Below are 16,563 nucleotides of genomic sequence, written 5' to 3'. Positions count from 1 at the left end.
TTGGTGCCGAGGCCGGTGTCGGGCCGACAGTGGGTGCGGGCGTCTGGTCCAGCCCTGACGGGGCCGCGGTGTGCGCGGCCCCGTGTTGCCGCATGGCAGGGGTCAGGGCCGGGTCATCGTGCGGTTGTGTTGGTGCCGGTGGCCCACAGGGCGCCGCCCTTGCCCGGGCCGCCGGTGCTTTTGTAGACGACGAGGTTGCCGTCGTTCTGCATCATCGCGTACGCGCCGGAGTGGCCGCTGGTCCCGCTGGACCACAACGCCCCGCCCTTGCCCGGGCCCCCGGTGCTCTTGTAGACGACGAAGTTGCCGTCCGACTGCATCACGGCGTACGCGCCCGCATGGCCGGAGGTATGGGCGGACCAGATGGCGGCGCCGTCACGCCGGCGGTACATCACGAGGTTGCCGTCCATCTGCATGACCAGGCGGGTGTAGGTGCCCTGGGTCCACCAGCCGGGCTTGAGGGCGGTGCCGGAGGCGATGGTCTGCGATCGGGCGTAGGTCCCGCTCGACCACAGCGCTGAGGTGCTCGCCTTGCCGTAGACGACGATGTTGCCGTCCGTCTGCACGGTGGCGTACGCGTCCGGTTGGCCGTAGGTGTGGCTCGACCAGAGGGCGCCGCCCTTGCCGGGGCCTCCAGTGCTGGTGTAGACGACGAGGTTGCCGTCCGTCTGCATGATCGCGTACGCACTCGAGTTGCCGCTCGTCCCGGTCGACCAGACCGTCTGGCCGCTGCCACTGCCGGTCTTCAGGCGGGCGACGAGGTTGCCGTCGGTCTGCATGGTCAGCGTCATCGTGGAACTGCTGAGGCTGTGCCCCGCGGCCAGCTGCTGGCCGGGATACATGAAGGAACCGGCGGCGGGTGCGGGGGTGGAGACGGGGATGTGGGGGTCGGCGAGGTGGATGTTCTTGCCGCTGTCCAGGTAGGCGATCTCGCCCTGTTCCTTGTCGACGGCCCAGGTCACGCGGCGGTCGTCGGTTACCGGCCCGGCGGGAAGGTCGGTCAGGTCGCTGGTGGTGGCGGTGTCGGTGTGCACGTCGGTGAGGGTGAGTTTGCCCGCCGTCGTGTCGTGTTCGACGACGATTCCGTCGCCGAGCTGGGCGAGATGGGCGGGTACGGGGACGTCCTTGCCGGTGGCCAGGTCGTGCACGCCGGCCGGGCCCGAGGGCCCGCAGGACCAGTACACCCAGTGCTGGGCAGCGGCCTGCAGCTCACTGGGCACGCACGGGGCGTCGGTAGAGACGGTCTGGACGGTGCGCTGAGTGGTGAGGTCGATCTGGGTCAGCGTGCCCGCCGTGCTCCCGGGGACCCACACGGTGGAGCCGGACAGCGCGGCCGCAGATATCGGGCGGCTGAAGAGCACGTGGCTGGTGCCGCCCGCGTCGGCGTCACCGATGTACTGCTTCTTCGTGGAGCCGCCGTCGTAGACCACGTAGGGGCCCTCGGCGTCGACGAGGGTGCCGCCGGTGGCGCCGGGGGTGACCATCACGGCGGAGTCGCCGGGAGACTGCACGGTGACGGCGTCGCCCTCGGAGTTGGCGTCGGCCCACAGCTGGGAGATGTTGCCGTCGCCGGTGGCGATGGGCGGGTTGCAGGTGGCCGTGGTGTCGCAGTGGGTGGGGGCGAAGGGGGAGCCGAAGTTCTGCTCGGTGCCGTAGGAGGGTGGGGAGCCCGGCTGGACGCTGCGGTCGTAGACGAGGTCCCCAGCGGCGGACGTGCGCCGGACCGTGAACAGCTTCCCGCCTGCGAGGGTCAGCCCGTCGATGGGGGCGGGCATGGCGGGGTCGGAGTCCACGGCGGTTCCCGTCGGGGTGCCCGCGGAACCGGCGGTGAACCGGCGGGCCGCCCAGTCGGTGACCGACGAGCCACCCACGACGACGGCCCCGCCCGGCTCCTGCCTGACGCTGCTGGTAATGACGTGGTCCAGGACCGGCGTCAAGGCCGTTGAGCCGGACAGGGGCATCGTGTAGAGCGGGTAACCGATCGTGTCGTCTGCGCTGGACGGGCCGGTGTGCGACGCTGCGTACGTGATCAGCAGGGAGTCGCCCGCGATGCCCACCTGGTAGAGGGTGCTGGTGTACGTGCTGCCCAGCGGTGCCGGCGGGACCTGGATGGTGTTCTCCGTTCCGCCGGGGGCGGAACGGGACACGACATGGACCTGGCCCCCCGAGGTGGTCCCGTTGGCACCGTACGACGAATACCAGGCGATGTACGTGCTGGACAGCACAGCGCGGGCACCGGAGACCAGCGGCCCCATGACGGGCGTGACCGCACCGGTGGCCAGGTCCACCAGCGCCAGCCGGTTCTCCGTGGTGCCGTTGGTGCTCTCGGTATAGCGCAGTACTACCGAGTTGGCGTCACCGGCCATCACCACAGCCTGCAGTGTGGCGCCCGCAGGCCAGCCCGTGACCGGTGTGTCGGTCTGCTGCCCCTCCGCCACGCCGAGCACGTGAAAGCCCGTCACGGCTCCATCAGCGGCCTTGGTGACCGTCAGCAGGCGTGAGCCGAACGTCCCGACGTAACTCTGGCCAGAACCGGGCTTGATGGTCGTGGTCGTATCCGAGTCCATGTCGTGCAGGTGGTAGCCGTCGGCCGACGGTGTCGCCACCACGTCGGCGCCCGCGCCCCAGTATCCGGGTGCAGGGTTGGCCGTGACCTGCGGTACCGGGAGGTCCGGTCCGCCCGCGTACTTCGTCCAGACGAAGGCGGACTGGTTATCGGACTGGTGCAGGAAACCGCCGGTGCCTGCGAAGACGACGACGTCCTTGGGCGGATTGCTCAGCAGCGCGGCCGGAATGACCGTCTCGCTGGGGCTGTCGGCCGAGGCCGTCGCGGTGGTCAGGGGCAGGGCCCCCGATGCGAGGGCGCATGCCGCGGCAACCGCGATGCATCCGCTCCTCAGGGTGTGCTGGGCCACCCGTTCCTCCTGGGCGTGAGCCGGGCCGGCCCCCGTGCAGGGTGCCCGGTCCGATTGTTGCTTGGCGTGTTGCGTTGTTACTGGTCGGTGTAGTGGTGGACGGGTGGGGCGAAAGCACCGTTGCCGGGGGCGGGGGTGCACACGGCCGGGGTCGGGACCGCGTGGTTGTAGCAGAGGACGAGGTGGCCTAGCCGTCGCCCTCGAGATAACTGGCCGTCATCACCTTCGTGTTGGGGCCGAAGGCGGTGTTGTCCGATTGCTTGACAGTTGCGGCCGGAGCGCCACTGGTGGAGGACGCGGCTCGTACACCGTTCAGAGGCAGTCTGGTCATGTTCTGTGCAAGCGATGCAGAGGTTCCCATGAGGTGACTGCATGTATGAAGAAAGTATTTGCAACAAGATCGCAAAGAAGTGGATGGATGAGGGTGAAGGAGAAAGGAATGTTCATGTAGCAGGTCCCGATGTGGGATTTTTGCTTGCTTGATCTTGAGACGGCTCGGTGTGCGGTTCGTGGTAGCCGGATTGGCTTGGCCTGGTGTTGGTGCGGGACGACCCGCGGTGAGCGGCGGCTGCGAACGGCGGTGGAACGGCTGTGCGGGAACTTGTAGGTCGGGACGTGGGGGAGCGGCCGCGGGAACGGCGGGCCCGCTGCAGCAAAGCGGGCCCCGGCTGTGGGAAAGCCGGGGCCCGCATGACGTGGTTGTCTAGCTGAGTTGTGTGTAGGGCGTCTGGTCGTAGTCGAGTGCGCTGACCTCGGATGGGGGGAGCGCGGTGTTGTAGAGCTGGACGTCGCTGATGTCGGCGTTGGCGTATTCGCCGTAGGTGCCCTGGTAGAGGCGGCGGCCGATCTGGACGGGGCCGGTGGCGGGCCAGGGGGTGCCGGCGAAGGTCTTGGTCGCGGTGAGGGTTCCGTTGACGTAGAGGTTCAGGGTGTTGGTCGGGCCGTCGTAGACGCCGACGAGGTGGGTCCATGTGCCGGTGGTGGCTTTGGAGCCGTAGACGGCGGTGAAGTCGGTGCTTGTGGTGTCGTCGTTGTGGCGGCTGAAGGCCCATTTCTGGGAGCCGGAGGAGTAGTACAGCTGGTAGCCGTTGGCGTTGCCGGCACTGTCGGACTGGGAGACGAAGGTGGAGTTGCTGGTCAGGCTGTTGAGCTTGACCCAGGCGGAGACGCTGAAGCTGTTGTTGTCGGTGGTGGTGCCGTCGGCGGGGTCGGTGTGGGTGCCGGTGGGCAGGGCGCTGGAGGCGCTGGCGGCGTAGCCGGTGGTGCCGTCCAGGCGGAGGACAGTTCCGCGGCTGGAATCGTTGGTCCAGGTGGCGGCGCCGTTGAGGGTGGCGTCGTTGCTGCCGACGGAGTCGGTTGCGGTGGTGCCGGTGGCGTCGTTCAGGGGCCAGGCGGCGCTCGCGGCGTTGTAGTAGCCGACGGTCATGGGCGAGCCGAAGGTGGCCGTGCCGTTGGTGTCGGGGGCGGCGCCGGGGTATTCGATGAGTTCGCCGGCGGGTGTGGTCGTGTAGAGGTCGGGGTAGCCGGCGGTGGTTCCGTTGAGGTTTCCGGGTGAAGCGATGGTCGGGTAGTCACTGGTCGCGAGCGTGACGGGTAGAGCGGTGGCGGCATTGCTGGACCAGGTGCTTGGTGTGCTGGAGGTCCAGCTTTGGGCGTTGGTGCCGTTGCAGGTGTGCAGCTGCAGCTGGGTCCCGGTGGTGGTGGAGGAGTTGGGGTCGTCGAGGCACTTGCCCGACTCGGGGTTGATCAGTGAGTGGTTGGAGCCGAGCGTCCACTGCTGGGCGCCGGTGCCGTTGCAGTTCCACAGGTCGATCGGGGTGCCGTCGGTGGTGCCGCTGTGGGTGACGTCCAGGCACTTGCCGAGCACGCGGATCGAGCCGTCCTTGGCGGGGGTCCAGGACTGGGCGAGGGTGTTGTTGCAGCCCCAGATCTGGATCTTGTTGCCGTTCTGGGTGGCGGAGTGGTAGTCGTCCGCGCACAGGCTGGAGCCGTCTGATGCAGTGAGCCCAGAGGTCAGCGCGGAAGAACTGGGCGCTGTCAGCAATGGGGGCAGACCGTTGCTGTCAGCGGTGAGTGGGAACGTGTAGAGGGTTCCGGTGTTGTTGTCCCGGGCCCAGAGGGTGGGGGTGTTGCCGACGGTTCCGGGTGCGATGAGGGTGAAGTGGGACCAGTCGCCGGTGCCGAGCAGCACGGGTGTGGTGCTGGTGGTGCCGCCGGTGGCCGGGCCGAGGTAGCTGCTGTCCTGCGCGGAGCCCTTGTAAAGCCAGAGTTGCTTGTTCTCGATCGTGATCAGATCGGGGTAGCCGGTTCCGTAGACATCGCCGGGGGCGATCATCTGGGCCACCGAGGACCAGTCGGCCGCGTTGTACGTATCGCAATTGTGGGCGTTGTCCGCCGTGGGAAGGCACTGAGGTCTGTCGAGCGGGCCGTAGACGTCCGCGGTGTTGGTGAAGTGGCCGGCAGTGCCTGAAGAGATGGCCCCGTCGTTTTTGTAGACGTACAGCTTGTCGCTGTTTTTGTTGTAGGCGAACAGGTCGTCCAGGCCGTCCTGCTTGAGGCTGCCGCGGTGGGTGATCAGGTAGTCGTTCCAGCGGCTCTTGCCGTCGGGGCTCTGAGATGCGGTGGAGGCGACGGTGGGGGAGTTGCCGGGGTCGGTGTTGCCCGGCAGGAGCGTGAGGTCGCCGCTCTTGGTGGTGCCGAGCAGATCGGGGACGCCGTCGCCGTTGAGGTCGCCTGCGGCGACCTTGGTGGCCGGGTACCAGGGGGCGTAGAAGGTGTATGTGGTCGGCAGTGCCTGGGTGTTGCCTGCGTGGTCCTGGGCTTCGACGTAGAGGGTGTGGGTGCCCCATGTCGTCGGGTTAAGCGGGATGGATGCGCTGGGTGTGCCACTGGAGTTGGTGGTCGCGGTGACGTAGTCGGGGCAGTTGACGGCTGGCTGGACGTCGAGTGCGTAGCAAAAGCGCCAGACGTCGCTGGACAGGCAGGTGCCGCGGGTGCAGCCGGTCGGGGTGGGGTCGCTGCTGGTGACGGTGATGCTGCTGGTCTGGCCGGCGTACCCGGTGGGTGTCTGGCCGCTTCCGGAGGGCGGGAACACGGTACTCGGTGCGGTCACGGTGGGCTGGGACGGCGGGGTCAGGTCGACCTTGAAGCCGCACGGACTGTTCCAGGCGGAGTAGTTGATTCCGTCGTAGGCGCGGACCTGCCATCCGTACTGGTGGCCGTCCTGCACCGTGGTGCCGATGTTGATGTGCACCGTGGTGAGGGAGGCGACGTAGCCGCTGCTCGGTGTCGCGACGGTGGCCGGGTTTCCGGTGCTGTTGGCGGTTTGGTCGTCCCAGACCGTGTAGTCGGCCTTGACGTTCTCGCCGCTGACGTTGGATTTCAGCTTGGCGTTGAGGGTGATGTCGCTGGTGTTCCCGTCCAGTGCCGTCTGGCCGATCCAGCCGCGGGTGCTGCTGCCGCAGTTGGCGCCGGAGGGGTTCTGTGCGTCGGGTGTGGTGGTCTCGTCGGTCGGGGTGTCGGGCGGGATGTCGTAGGTGGTTTGGATGTAGGGGTTGGTGGAGTACCGCATGAAGTCGATGTCGCTGGTGGAGGAGTCCTCGTCGCCGTACAGGCCGACCGTCCACGTGTCGTAGTTGCCTGCGGCGACGGACGCGATCTCGCCGGTCACGGTGAACGTCACGCTCTGATCGCCGCAACTAGTGGGCTGGTTGACGTAGGCGCCGTTGTAGGCACTGGCCGGGTTCTGGGTGCCGATGGTCGAGAGCGCCTTCGGCTGGGTGTCCCAGTACATACCGGAGGAGATGCCTCCGGTCCACTTGAGGGTGACGGGTGCGGTGTGTGTGCAGCCGTAGGCCTCGGCGTAGGTCTCCGTCAGATGCAGCTCTGCCTTGATGATGTCCATGCTGCTGTTGAGATTGCGGGTGTCCAGTTGGTAGAAGGTGCGCTGGGCGCCGATGCAGTCTCCGTTGGACGAGGAGTAGCGCTGGTAGCCGACTCCTTCGCCGTAGCGTTGCGCGTAGTCGTACTCGTGGGAGCTGGCGGAGGAGGAGTCGCAGCCCTGCTGGGCCTCGAAGTAATGGTTGGTGGTCTCGCTCGGCAGGACACTGGGGTCGATGTACACCGGCCAGGTGGTGCTCGAGCTGGTGAGCATGGAGGAGTCGGGGGCGAGGGTGAGGCCGCTGCTGGTGGTCGTCATGGTCACCGGCGCGACGTCGGCCCCCGGTGCTGGCCCGTCGGCGGGCGAGGTGGTGGACGTGGTGTCGTCCAGGCGCATGGACGCGGTCTGAGGACTGGCCGTTGTGGTTGTGGAATCCCACATGACCGGGGCGCTGCTGGTGTAGGCGGTGGTGCCGTCCGCCGCCTTCGCGGTCATCCCGCCGTCAGCCGTACCGGCAAGGGTGAGTCCCTGGGTGGTGGCTGCCAGGGTCAGCCGGCGCAGATCGGGGTTGGCGGCGGCCGTGGCGTCGTGGACGATCAGCACGTCGCTGAAGCCGCCCTGGTCGCTGATGGTGGCCTGGAGATCAACCCCGGGCAGGACCGAAGAGTACAGCGCGGTGTCCCCGCTGACCGCCGGGGCGGGCAACGTGAACGGCATGGAGAGCGCGAGGTTATGGCCGGCCGGGTCGGTGAGGCTGACGAGCGGACCGCTGCCACCGCCTGAGAGAGTGACGCCACTGGGTGTTGCCGCTGTACTGAACGAACCGTCCGAGTTCTTCACCAGCGATGCGTCCACCGGCGTCCAGGTGTCGTTCTTCATCACTCGCACCGGCTGGACGTACTCGGTCGTTGTGAGTGATCCGTCCGGATTGGCGGTGGTGGTCGACGTTTCGCTGGTCAGCGCGTCGACCGGGACGGATTTGCCGGTGGACTGGGCCTGCAGGAGGGCGCTTTGGGTGGGGTTGCCGGGGGTGGGGTCGCTGCTGTCCGCGGATGCGGTCGGGGCTGCCCCGAGGACCAGCGCCCCCAGGACCGCCATGACGGCCAGGTGGTGCGGCGCGGTGGACCATCGCCTGCGGTGCAGGTGCGTTCTTCCCCCCATGGGAACCCCTTCGAGGTGTGGATCAGGACTGGTGTCCGGTCCGACGAGGCATCAGTGACGTAGGCGTACGCGGGTGGACTGGACGTGCCCCGTGTGTCGTCGCCGGGCGCTGATGGGCGAGTTGAGTGACTGGAGCGGCCGTAGTTCCTGGTGGGACCGCCGGCACAGGGTATTGCCGAACTGATGTCTGATCAATAAGGTTCCTCCGTTTCCATCGTCACGGCGCCGTTGCGGGTTCCTTACCGTTTCTTCACCTTGAGGCGCTCAGCAAGAGGGGGCTTTGAGGTGGGTTCTGGCGTGCGCTGGTTCGCGACCGTGCGCAGACGGATATGGGGTCGCGGGCTCACGGTGGCGACAGCAACCGTCGCCGCTTCCACGCTTGTTGTATCGGCGGCTGTTGCCCAAGGGGTGCCGGAGTATCACTACGACGGCAAGCTGTGGAGCGCCGGGGCGACCTACAAGACGCCCAGCGTCGGCGGACATCCCCTGACGAGACACACCGTCAAATCACTGAAGCCGGACAAGCCGTTGCCGACCTACCGGCCGTCCCGCCCGTCGTGGCCGAGCGCCGGCAGCAGCACGGTCGTGCTGACAGGCAAGACCCAGTCCTCTGCCACCACGTCAGCCGCAAAGCGCAAGAGCGGCAGTGAGCCCACAGCTTCCTCCTCCGCCCGGGCCGGCAACCTCCCCGTGTGGGTCGCTCCGGCCAAGCAGGTGGCGGCGAAGAGGCACGGTGCGGTTCCGAGCGCGCCGAGCTCGGTGCGCGTACAGCTCGCGAGCCACGCCCAGGCCCAGTCCGCTGGAGTCGACGGCATGCTGGTCGGCTTCGCACGCGGCGACGGCGCACGGTCGTCGGGTCGGGTGGCGATCACCCTCGACTACTCCGCCCTCGACAAGGCATACGGCGGCGGGTTCGCCTCCCGCCTGCATCTGGTGACCGTCCCCGGCTGCATTCTGACGACCCCCCAGAAAACCACCTGCCGGGTACGCACCCGGCTCGCCTCGACCAACAACCCGGTCGCCAAGAAACTCACGGCCACCCTCGACCTGCCCCGCGCCACGACGTCTGGCACGGCCGGCACAGGCGTCCACAACGACGCCACGGCCGGGTCCGCCTCGATGGCGCCGATGACCGCCGTCGAGGCGATCTCCGGAACCTCCGGCTCGCAGGGCGACTACACGGCCACCAGCCTGAACGCCTCGGGCAGCTGGAGCACCAACGGGACCGGCGCGTTCACCTACTCTTACCCGATCTCCGTACCGCGCTCGCTCGGCGGCGCGGCTCCTTCCGTCGCCTTCTCCTACGACTCCCAGTCCGAGGATGGCGAGACATCCGCCCGCAACTCCCAGTCGTCGTGGATCGGTGACGGCTGGTCGTACTCGCCCGGTTTCATCGAGCGCTCCTACAAGCCGTGCAAGCAGGACGGCATCAGCGACTCCGCCGACCTGTGCTGGGGCGGCTGGCTCGCCACCCTCTCCCTGGGCGGCCACTCCGGCACCCTGGTCCGCGACGACTCCAGCAACTCCGCCACGCCCACAGCCGCCCAGACCTGGCACCTGCAGGGCGACGACGGAACCAAGATCGAGGAACTCGGCGGCGCGGACAACGGCCTGTGGAACGGCGAGTACTTCAAGGTCACCACGACCGACGGCACCACCTACTACTTCGGGCGCAACCACGCCCCCGGCACCACCTCGGACGCGGCCACCAACAGCGCCTGGGGTGAGCCTGTCTACAGCCCCAAGTCGACAGATCCCTGCTACGACTCCGGTCAGGGCAAGGACTCTCAGTGCACGATGGGCTACCGGTTCAACCTCGACTTCGTCGTCGACCCGCACGCCAACGTCCAGCGCTACACCTACGCCGACGAGACCAACTACTACGACCGCGGCGGCGGCCAGGTGGCCGGCTCCGGCGGTTCCGGAACGCTGACCAAGTACGTCCGCGGCGGCTACCTGACCGAGATCGACTACGGCTACCAGCTGGCGGACGAGGCCGCCGGCAGCAAGCCCGGCGCACGCGTGCTGTTCAAGACGGCCCAGCGCTGCCAGACCTCGTCGACGTTCACCGACTGCTCGTACTCGAACCTCAACGACTCGACCGCCACCAACTGGCCGGACGTTCCCTACGACCTGAACTGCGCATCGACCGACACGACGTCCGGCACCGGGTCGAACGTCTGCCTGACCACGGCTCCGTCGTTCTGGTCCACCGATCGGCTGGACTCGGTCGTCACCCAGGTCAACGTCGGCGGCACCCTGACGGATGTCGACAGCTATCAGCTGACCCAGACGTACTCCGATGCAGGCGGCACCGTTGACCCGGTCACCGGCCAGTCCGGCAAGGACGCGGCCGACGAAGGTGAGCTGCAGTCCGTGATGTGGCTCAGTTCCATCCAGCACACCGGTAACGACACCACTGGCGGCGGCAGCAGTAGTCCGATCACGCAGCCTAAGGTCAGCTTCCTCGGCACCGAGATCGACAACCGGGTCGACGGCGGCAACGAGCCGTCGCTGTTCCACCCGAGGATCTCCTCCATCACCACGGAGACCGGCGAGTCCATCGCCGTCACCTACAGCGATCCGGACTGCTCCCGGCTGAACAAGACGATGCCGTCGGCGCCCGATGCCGACACGATGTCCTGCTACAACGTGTACTGGACCGTCCCCGGCGGGGTCACACCGGTCTCCGACTGGTTCAACAAGACCCGGGTCAAGACGGTCGACGTCTCCGACATGACCGGTACGGGCTCGCCCATGCAGGTCTCGAACTACACGTACTCCGGGCCTGCCTGGCATCGCGACGACTCCGAACTGACTGACGACGCCTACCGCACGTGGGACCAGTTCCGCGGCTACCGCACCGTCACCGTCACCACGGGCGCATCCCCCGATCCGATCACCCAGAAGACCACCACGTATCTGCAGGGCATGGACGGTGATGTCCGCGCGGACGGGTCCAAGCGCTCGGTCAGCGTGACGGACAGCGTCGGCGACACCGTCACCGACAGCGACTGGCTGAGCGGAACCCCGCTGGAGGACGACACCTACACCCAGGCCGGCGGCAGTATCGTCGCCAAACAGATCGACCTCCCGCAGTCCTTCACCACCACGGCGACCCACAGCAGCGGCTCCTCGCTGCCCGCCGTCGTCGCCCGCATGATCAAGACCAGCCAGCAGCGGACCTACGGGCTGCTCGCGAGCGGCAGCTGGCGCGAGGCTGAGACCGACACCTCGTACAACGGAGATGCCCTGCCCACCATCATCGACGCCAAGGGCGACGTCAGCGTGGCCTCCCAGGAGAAGTGCGCCACCACCAGCTACGCCACCCCGCCCAGCGGCAACCCGATGATGCTCTCCTACCCGGACGAGATCCTCATCGTCGCCGGACCCTGCAGCACCACACCAGGCGCCAGCACCACCATCTCTGACAAGCGGATGTTCTACGACGGCGACGGCACCGTCGCCAACGTGGGAACGTTCGGTCATCTGGGCACCACCGGCGACCTGACAGCCACCCAGATCATCACGGGCTACAGCGGCACGACCCCCTCCTACCGCACGACCCAGGCGACCGCCTACGACGCCTACGGGCGCGCCGTCCAGGTCCAGGACGCGGCCGGCAACACCACCAAGACCACCTTCACCCCCACCACCGGACAGCTGCCGACCCAGCTCGTCACCACCAACCCGCGGAACTGGACCACCACATCCGTCATGGACCCGCTGCGCGGCCTGACCATGACCAGCACCGACCCCAACGGCCGCACCACCACCATCGACTACGACGCTCTCGGGCGCCGCACCGCGATGTGGCTGCCGGGACGCCCAATCTCGCAAAGCGCCAGCCGAACCTTCGCCTACGCCGTCAACGGCACCGTACCCAACACCGTCACCACCAACACCCTGCGCGACGATGGCAACTACAGCACCGCCATCAACATCTACGACGGCATGCTGCAGCTGCGCCAGACGCAGTCCACCACCGCCAACAACCAGGCCGGACGGCTGATCTCCGACACCTTCTACGACAGCCACGGCTGGGTGCGGAAGACCAACAGCTCCTACTACGAGAGCAGCACGTCCCCGACGACCACCATGTGGGTCGCCGACGACAACCAGGTTCCCTCGCAGCAGATAGCCGTCCACGACGGGCAGGGACGCACGACCACCACCCAGCTGTGGTCCAACGGAACGCAGCAGTGGCAGTCCACCACCGCCTACCCGGGCGTCGACCGCACCGACACCACCCCGGCCGCCGGTGGCACGGCGACCTCGTCCTTCACCAACGCCCTCGGCCAGACCACCGCCACCTGGGCATACGACGACACCGCCACACCGACCGGCAAAGCATCCGACGCGGTCGTCACCAGCTACACCTACACGCCCGCCGGCCAGGTCGCCACGATGAGCGACAACGCGGGCAACAAGTGGACCTACAGCTACGACCTGCTGGGCCAGGAGACCAAGCAGACCGACCCCGACACCGGCACCAGCACGTTCGACAAGTACGACGACCTCGGCAACCTGCTGCAGGCCACCGACGCGCGCGGCCAGATACTCTCGTACGCCTACGACGCCCTGGACCGTAAGACCGCGGAGTACTCGGGCGCCTGGTCCGCGACCCCGGACCCGAGCAAACAACTCGCGTCCTTCACCTACGACACCCTCGCCAAGGGATACCCCACCTCCTCGACCCGCTACGTCGGCGGCACCGGCGGAGACGCCTACACCCAGGCCATCACCGGCTACACCACCGACTACCAGCCCACCGGCGCCTCCACCACCATCCCGACATCAACCGGCTTCCCCAGCAACGGCACCGGCAGCAACTCCAACACCTACACCGTCAAATACAGCTACACCCCCGTCATGGGGCTGCTCTCCGAGGCCGACTACGGCGCGGACGGCGGCCTTCCCTCCGAGACCGTCGGCTACGGCTACGACCTGCAGGGCCTGCTCGACGGATTCGGCGGCAACGGCACCTACCTCGACACCACCGACTACACCCCGCTCGGGCAGGTGACCGACACCCGGTGGGGACTGTATGGGGAACAGGTCGAGCCGACCTTCTCCTACGACGCTGCCACCGGCCGCGTCACACAGTCCGAGGTGAACCTGCAGACCAGCGCCACCTCCGCGCTCGACGTCACCAGCTACCGCTACAACCAGGCGGGCGACGTCACCGCGGTCTCCGACGCCCAGTCCGGCGGTACCACGGACACCCAGTGCTTCACCTACGACCACCTCAACCGGCTGACGACGGCCTGGACCGACACCGCAGGCCTGACCACGGCTGGCGTCGGCAGCACCGGCGGATGCACGACCAGCACCCCCGCAGCCTCAACTATCGGCGGCCCGGCCCCGTTCTGGCAGTCGTACACCTACAACGCCCTGGGGGATCGCACCCAGCAGGTGCAGCACGACACCTCCGGCACCACCGCGAACGACGTCACCCAGACGGCAACCTACCCTGGCAGCGGAACCTCCCCCGCCACCCTGGCGAACGCCGCAACCAAAATCACCACCACCGGGCCGGGCGGCACGGCCACGATGACGCCGGCCTACAACAGTGCTGGCGACACCACCGGCCGAACGGTCACCACGACGGGCCCGCTCGTGTCCGGCCTGACCCGCTCGGGCACGAAGCTGTGCGTCGACGACTCCTCCTCCGCCACCACCGACGGCAACAAGATCGACCTCTGGACCTGCAACGGCTCCGGCGCCCAGCAGTGGACAATCGGCACCGACGGCACAGTGCGCGTGCTCGGCAAGTGCCTCGACGCATCCGGTGGCGGAACGACCAACGGCACCAAGACCGACCTGTACACCTGCAACGGCAGCTCTGGCCAACAGTGGAAGGCCGGCGCGAACGGCTCCCTGGTCAACACCGCGTCCGGCAAGTGCCTGGACGACCCGTCCTCCTCGACCACCAACGGCACCCAGCTGCAGATCTGGACCTGCAACGGAACATCCGCGCAACGCTGGACGAACGCGACCATGGGCGCCGTCCTGCCCGGCGCCACCCAGTCCTTCGCCTACGACGCCGAGGGCCGCACCGCCTCAGTGACTACGCCATCTGGCGGCAAGGACCAGACCACCAGCTACCTCTACGACGCCGGCGGCAGCCTCCTGCTCCAGACCACGCCGACCAGCAAGATCCTCTACCTCTTCGGCGGCGCCGAACAGCTCACCCTCAGCACCGGCCCGGGAACGGTCAAGGGCCAGCGCTACTACCCCGGCCCGGACGGCATCACCGAGGTGCGCTCCTCCGACGGCACGCTGACCTACGAGGTCTCCAACGCCCAGGGCACGGCCACCGAAGACCTCGCCGCCTCGAACCTGGCAGTCACCCGCCGCTACTTCGACCCCTACGGCAACCCCCGCGGCCCCCAGCCCACCACCTGGGCCGACAACCACGGCTACCTCGGCAAACCCGCCGACCCCACCACAGGCCTCGATCTGCTCGGCGCCCGCAACTACGACCCCATCCAAGGCCGCTTCCTGACCGCCGACCCCCTCATGGAGGCCGGCGACCCCAACCAGATGAGCGGCTACTCCTACGCCGGCGACAACCCCAGCACCGGCAGCGACCCCACCGGCCTGCGCCTGGCCTGCGGTGACGGCCCGGAGGACATCCCCTGCCCCACACACGGCTCAGTCGGCGGTGACGACTACTCCCCAACTACCAGCGGGGGAGGAAACGGCGGAACCACGACCTCCAGCGGAGGCACCACAGCGGCACCGTCCAGCGGCTCCGCCTGCAACGTCGCGTCGAAGTTCGGGTGCGACGTCGCCGAGGGCCAGCAGATGGGCACCTACGGGCCGCCGACGTCGGGAACCCTCCGCGACGCCATAGCTGGTGCGCTAGATGAGGTCGTCAAGCTGATTTGGGAGACCTCGCCTCAAGCGCAAATCCTGGACGAAGCGCATAAGGCGTTGAGTCCGTTCGGTATCTCGGTGCCGCTCGACATATTCCCTCGCCACCCGATGGCGAAGATCCTGCACGCGCATACCAATACGGATGCGTACAAGGGGGCCGAAGCATCGGTAGTCATTGCGACGGTGGCACTCAGCGACGGCGGCGATGCCGCAGAGGCAGCCGCCGCGGCCGAGAACGGGGCCCGCGACGCCCAAGACGGCCTCGCGGCTGCGGCTGATGCCAAGAACGTTGTCAGCGAAACCACTGAAGAAGCCACAGCAACCGCTGCAAAACCCAGCGAACCTGATACCGGCGCTTCCGGGAGCGGCGAAGGTGGCTGCAGTTTCAGCCCGTCGACCCGCGTATTGCTGGCGCACGGCAAGACCGAGGCGATTGCCTCGGTCAAACCCGGCGATAAGGTAGAGGCCGCCGACCCCCACACCGGCAAACACCGAGGCCCCCGCACCGTTCAGCACGTGTGGATCAACCACGACCACGACCTCCTCGACGTCGCGATCCGCACCAGGGACGGCCACACCGCCACCCTTCATACCACCGCCAACCACCCGTTCTGGGACGACACCACCCACAGTTGGGTCCCCGCCGGCGAACTCCACCGCGGAGACGCCCTCAACACAGCGGGCAATGGTCACGTGTACGTGGTCACCACCCACATCACACCTGGCACCGCAAACCGCTGGAACCTCACCGTCCAGCAACTCCACACGTACTATGTCGTGGCGGGCGGCGTCCCGATCTTGGTCCACAACACCAATGCGGGCTGTCCGACGGGATATGATCCTGAGTTCCCGACCATCAAGCTGACCAATTATCGAGGGAGGTTCAATGCCTGGCTCAATAAGAATGGATTCCAGCGTCTTCCGGATGATTGGGATGCCCACCATGCCATTCCGCAGGAGTTCCGCGATCACCCGGACTTTGCGGGCTTTGACTTCGACGCCCCCTCGAATATGCGTGGCATTCCTGGGAGCAGGATGAATTCGAGGCTCGCGAATGTTCACCAAGAAATCACCAATCAGTGGAAATGGTTTGGTGACATGAACCCGAATGCCACGGGTGCTGAAATTCAAGACTTTGCTGATCAGATAGATAGGGGCTATGGCGACTATTACTGGCGAGAACCTAAACCGGTGGGCGGACCAGGTAGCTGATCTTGCCTCGAAGTTCACTGCCGGCTTCGAGGCCCGGTTCGGGTACCCACCTGGGGTTAATGCGCTGGTCAGTGCTACGCCCCAGGCGGGCGAGCAAGCGGTCCAGGCGCTTTCGGGGCACGGGGTTCCGGAGGATCTTCTCCAGTTCTATGCGCGAGTCGAGAGCGTCTCGCTCCCTGATCTCGGCAATGGTATCTATATTCACTCTGCCGATTCGGTGGCCGATGGGATGGCTGGCAATCAGCCGACTGAAGTCGTAGGGGATGTCACCGCGCGTGTCGTTGTATTCGGTTCAGATGGTGGCGGCGGGCTTGTTGCCATGACTGTTCCGGATGGGCGCATTCTCATGCTTCGCGATGGAGTTTTGCTCGGTCCGCGCTACGAGGTTGAAGAATCTGGGGTGCAGATGCTCTCTGATGGGCTCTGGGGCTTCCTGGAGAGCGTCCGTGCGGACCTGGTAGAGGCACTTCGCTGAATTGAGAATTGCTACGCGAGTGGCCAGCCAGCCGTATT

At 67.2% G+C, this 16,563-nt stretch carries 4 protein-coding genes; 2 read left to right on the top strand and 2 right to left on the bottom strand.

Going from position 1 to position 16,563, the window contains the following annotated elements:
• Window positions 1-113: 113 nt before the first annotated feature.
• Complete coding sequence (locus tag ACWCQS_RS41385) at window positions 114-2,915, bottom strand: hypothetical protein (protein ID WP_451009290.1); 2,802 nt, start codon at window positions 2,913-2,915, stop codon at window positions 114-116.
• A gap of 703 nt (window positions 2,916-3,618) precedes the next feature.
• The gene (locus ACWCQS_RS41380; RefSeq protein WP_451009289.1) at window positions 3,619-7,956 is read right to left on the bottom strand and encodes a LamG-like jellyroll fold domain-containing protein; all 4,338 of its coding nucleotides are present in this window, start codon (window positions 7,954-7,956) and stop codon (window positions 3,619-3,621) included.
• A gap of 408 nt (window positions 7,957-8,364) precedes the next feature.
• Here ACWCQS_RS41380 and ACWCQS_RS41375 point away from each other — a divergent pair, with 408 nt between their 5' ends.
• Together ACWCQS_RS41375 and ACWCQS_RS41370 are read left to right on the top strand one after the other, a co-directional pair.
• Window positions 8,365-16,050: a ricin-type beta-trefoil lectin domain protein gene (locus ACWCQS_RS41375; protein WP_451009288.1), complete on the top strand. Its 7,686-nt coding sequence runs from the start codon at window positions 8,365-8,367 to the stop codon at window positions 16,048-16,050.
• Window positions 15,998-16,525: a hypothetical protein gene (locus ACWCQS_RS41370; RefSeq protein WP_451009287.1), complete on the top strand. Its 528-nt coding sequence runs from the start codon at window positions 15,998-16,000 to the stop codon at window positions 16,523-16,525. Before ACWCQS_RS41375 ends, ACWCQS_RS41370 begins: the two co-directional genes overlap by 53 nt.
• Window positions 16,526-16,563 lie beyond the last annotated feature (38 nt).

This window comes from Streptomyces sp. NPDC002076, assembly GCF_053593835.1.
This window is presented reverse-complemented; position numbering and strand designations above follow the sequence as displayed.

What these genes read in the sequence shown, in the direction of transcription:
- ACWCQS_RS41380 (WP_451009289.1), bottom strand. Translation starts at nt 7,956, where the DNA reads ATGGGGGGAAGAACGCACCTGCACCGCAGGCGATGGTCCACCGCGCCG.
- ACWCQS_RS41370 (WP_451009287.1), top strand. Translation starts at nt 15,998, where the DNA reads ATGGCGACTATTACTGGCGAGAACCTAAACCGGTGGGCGGACCAGGTA.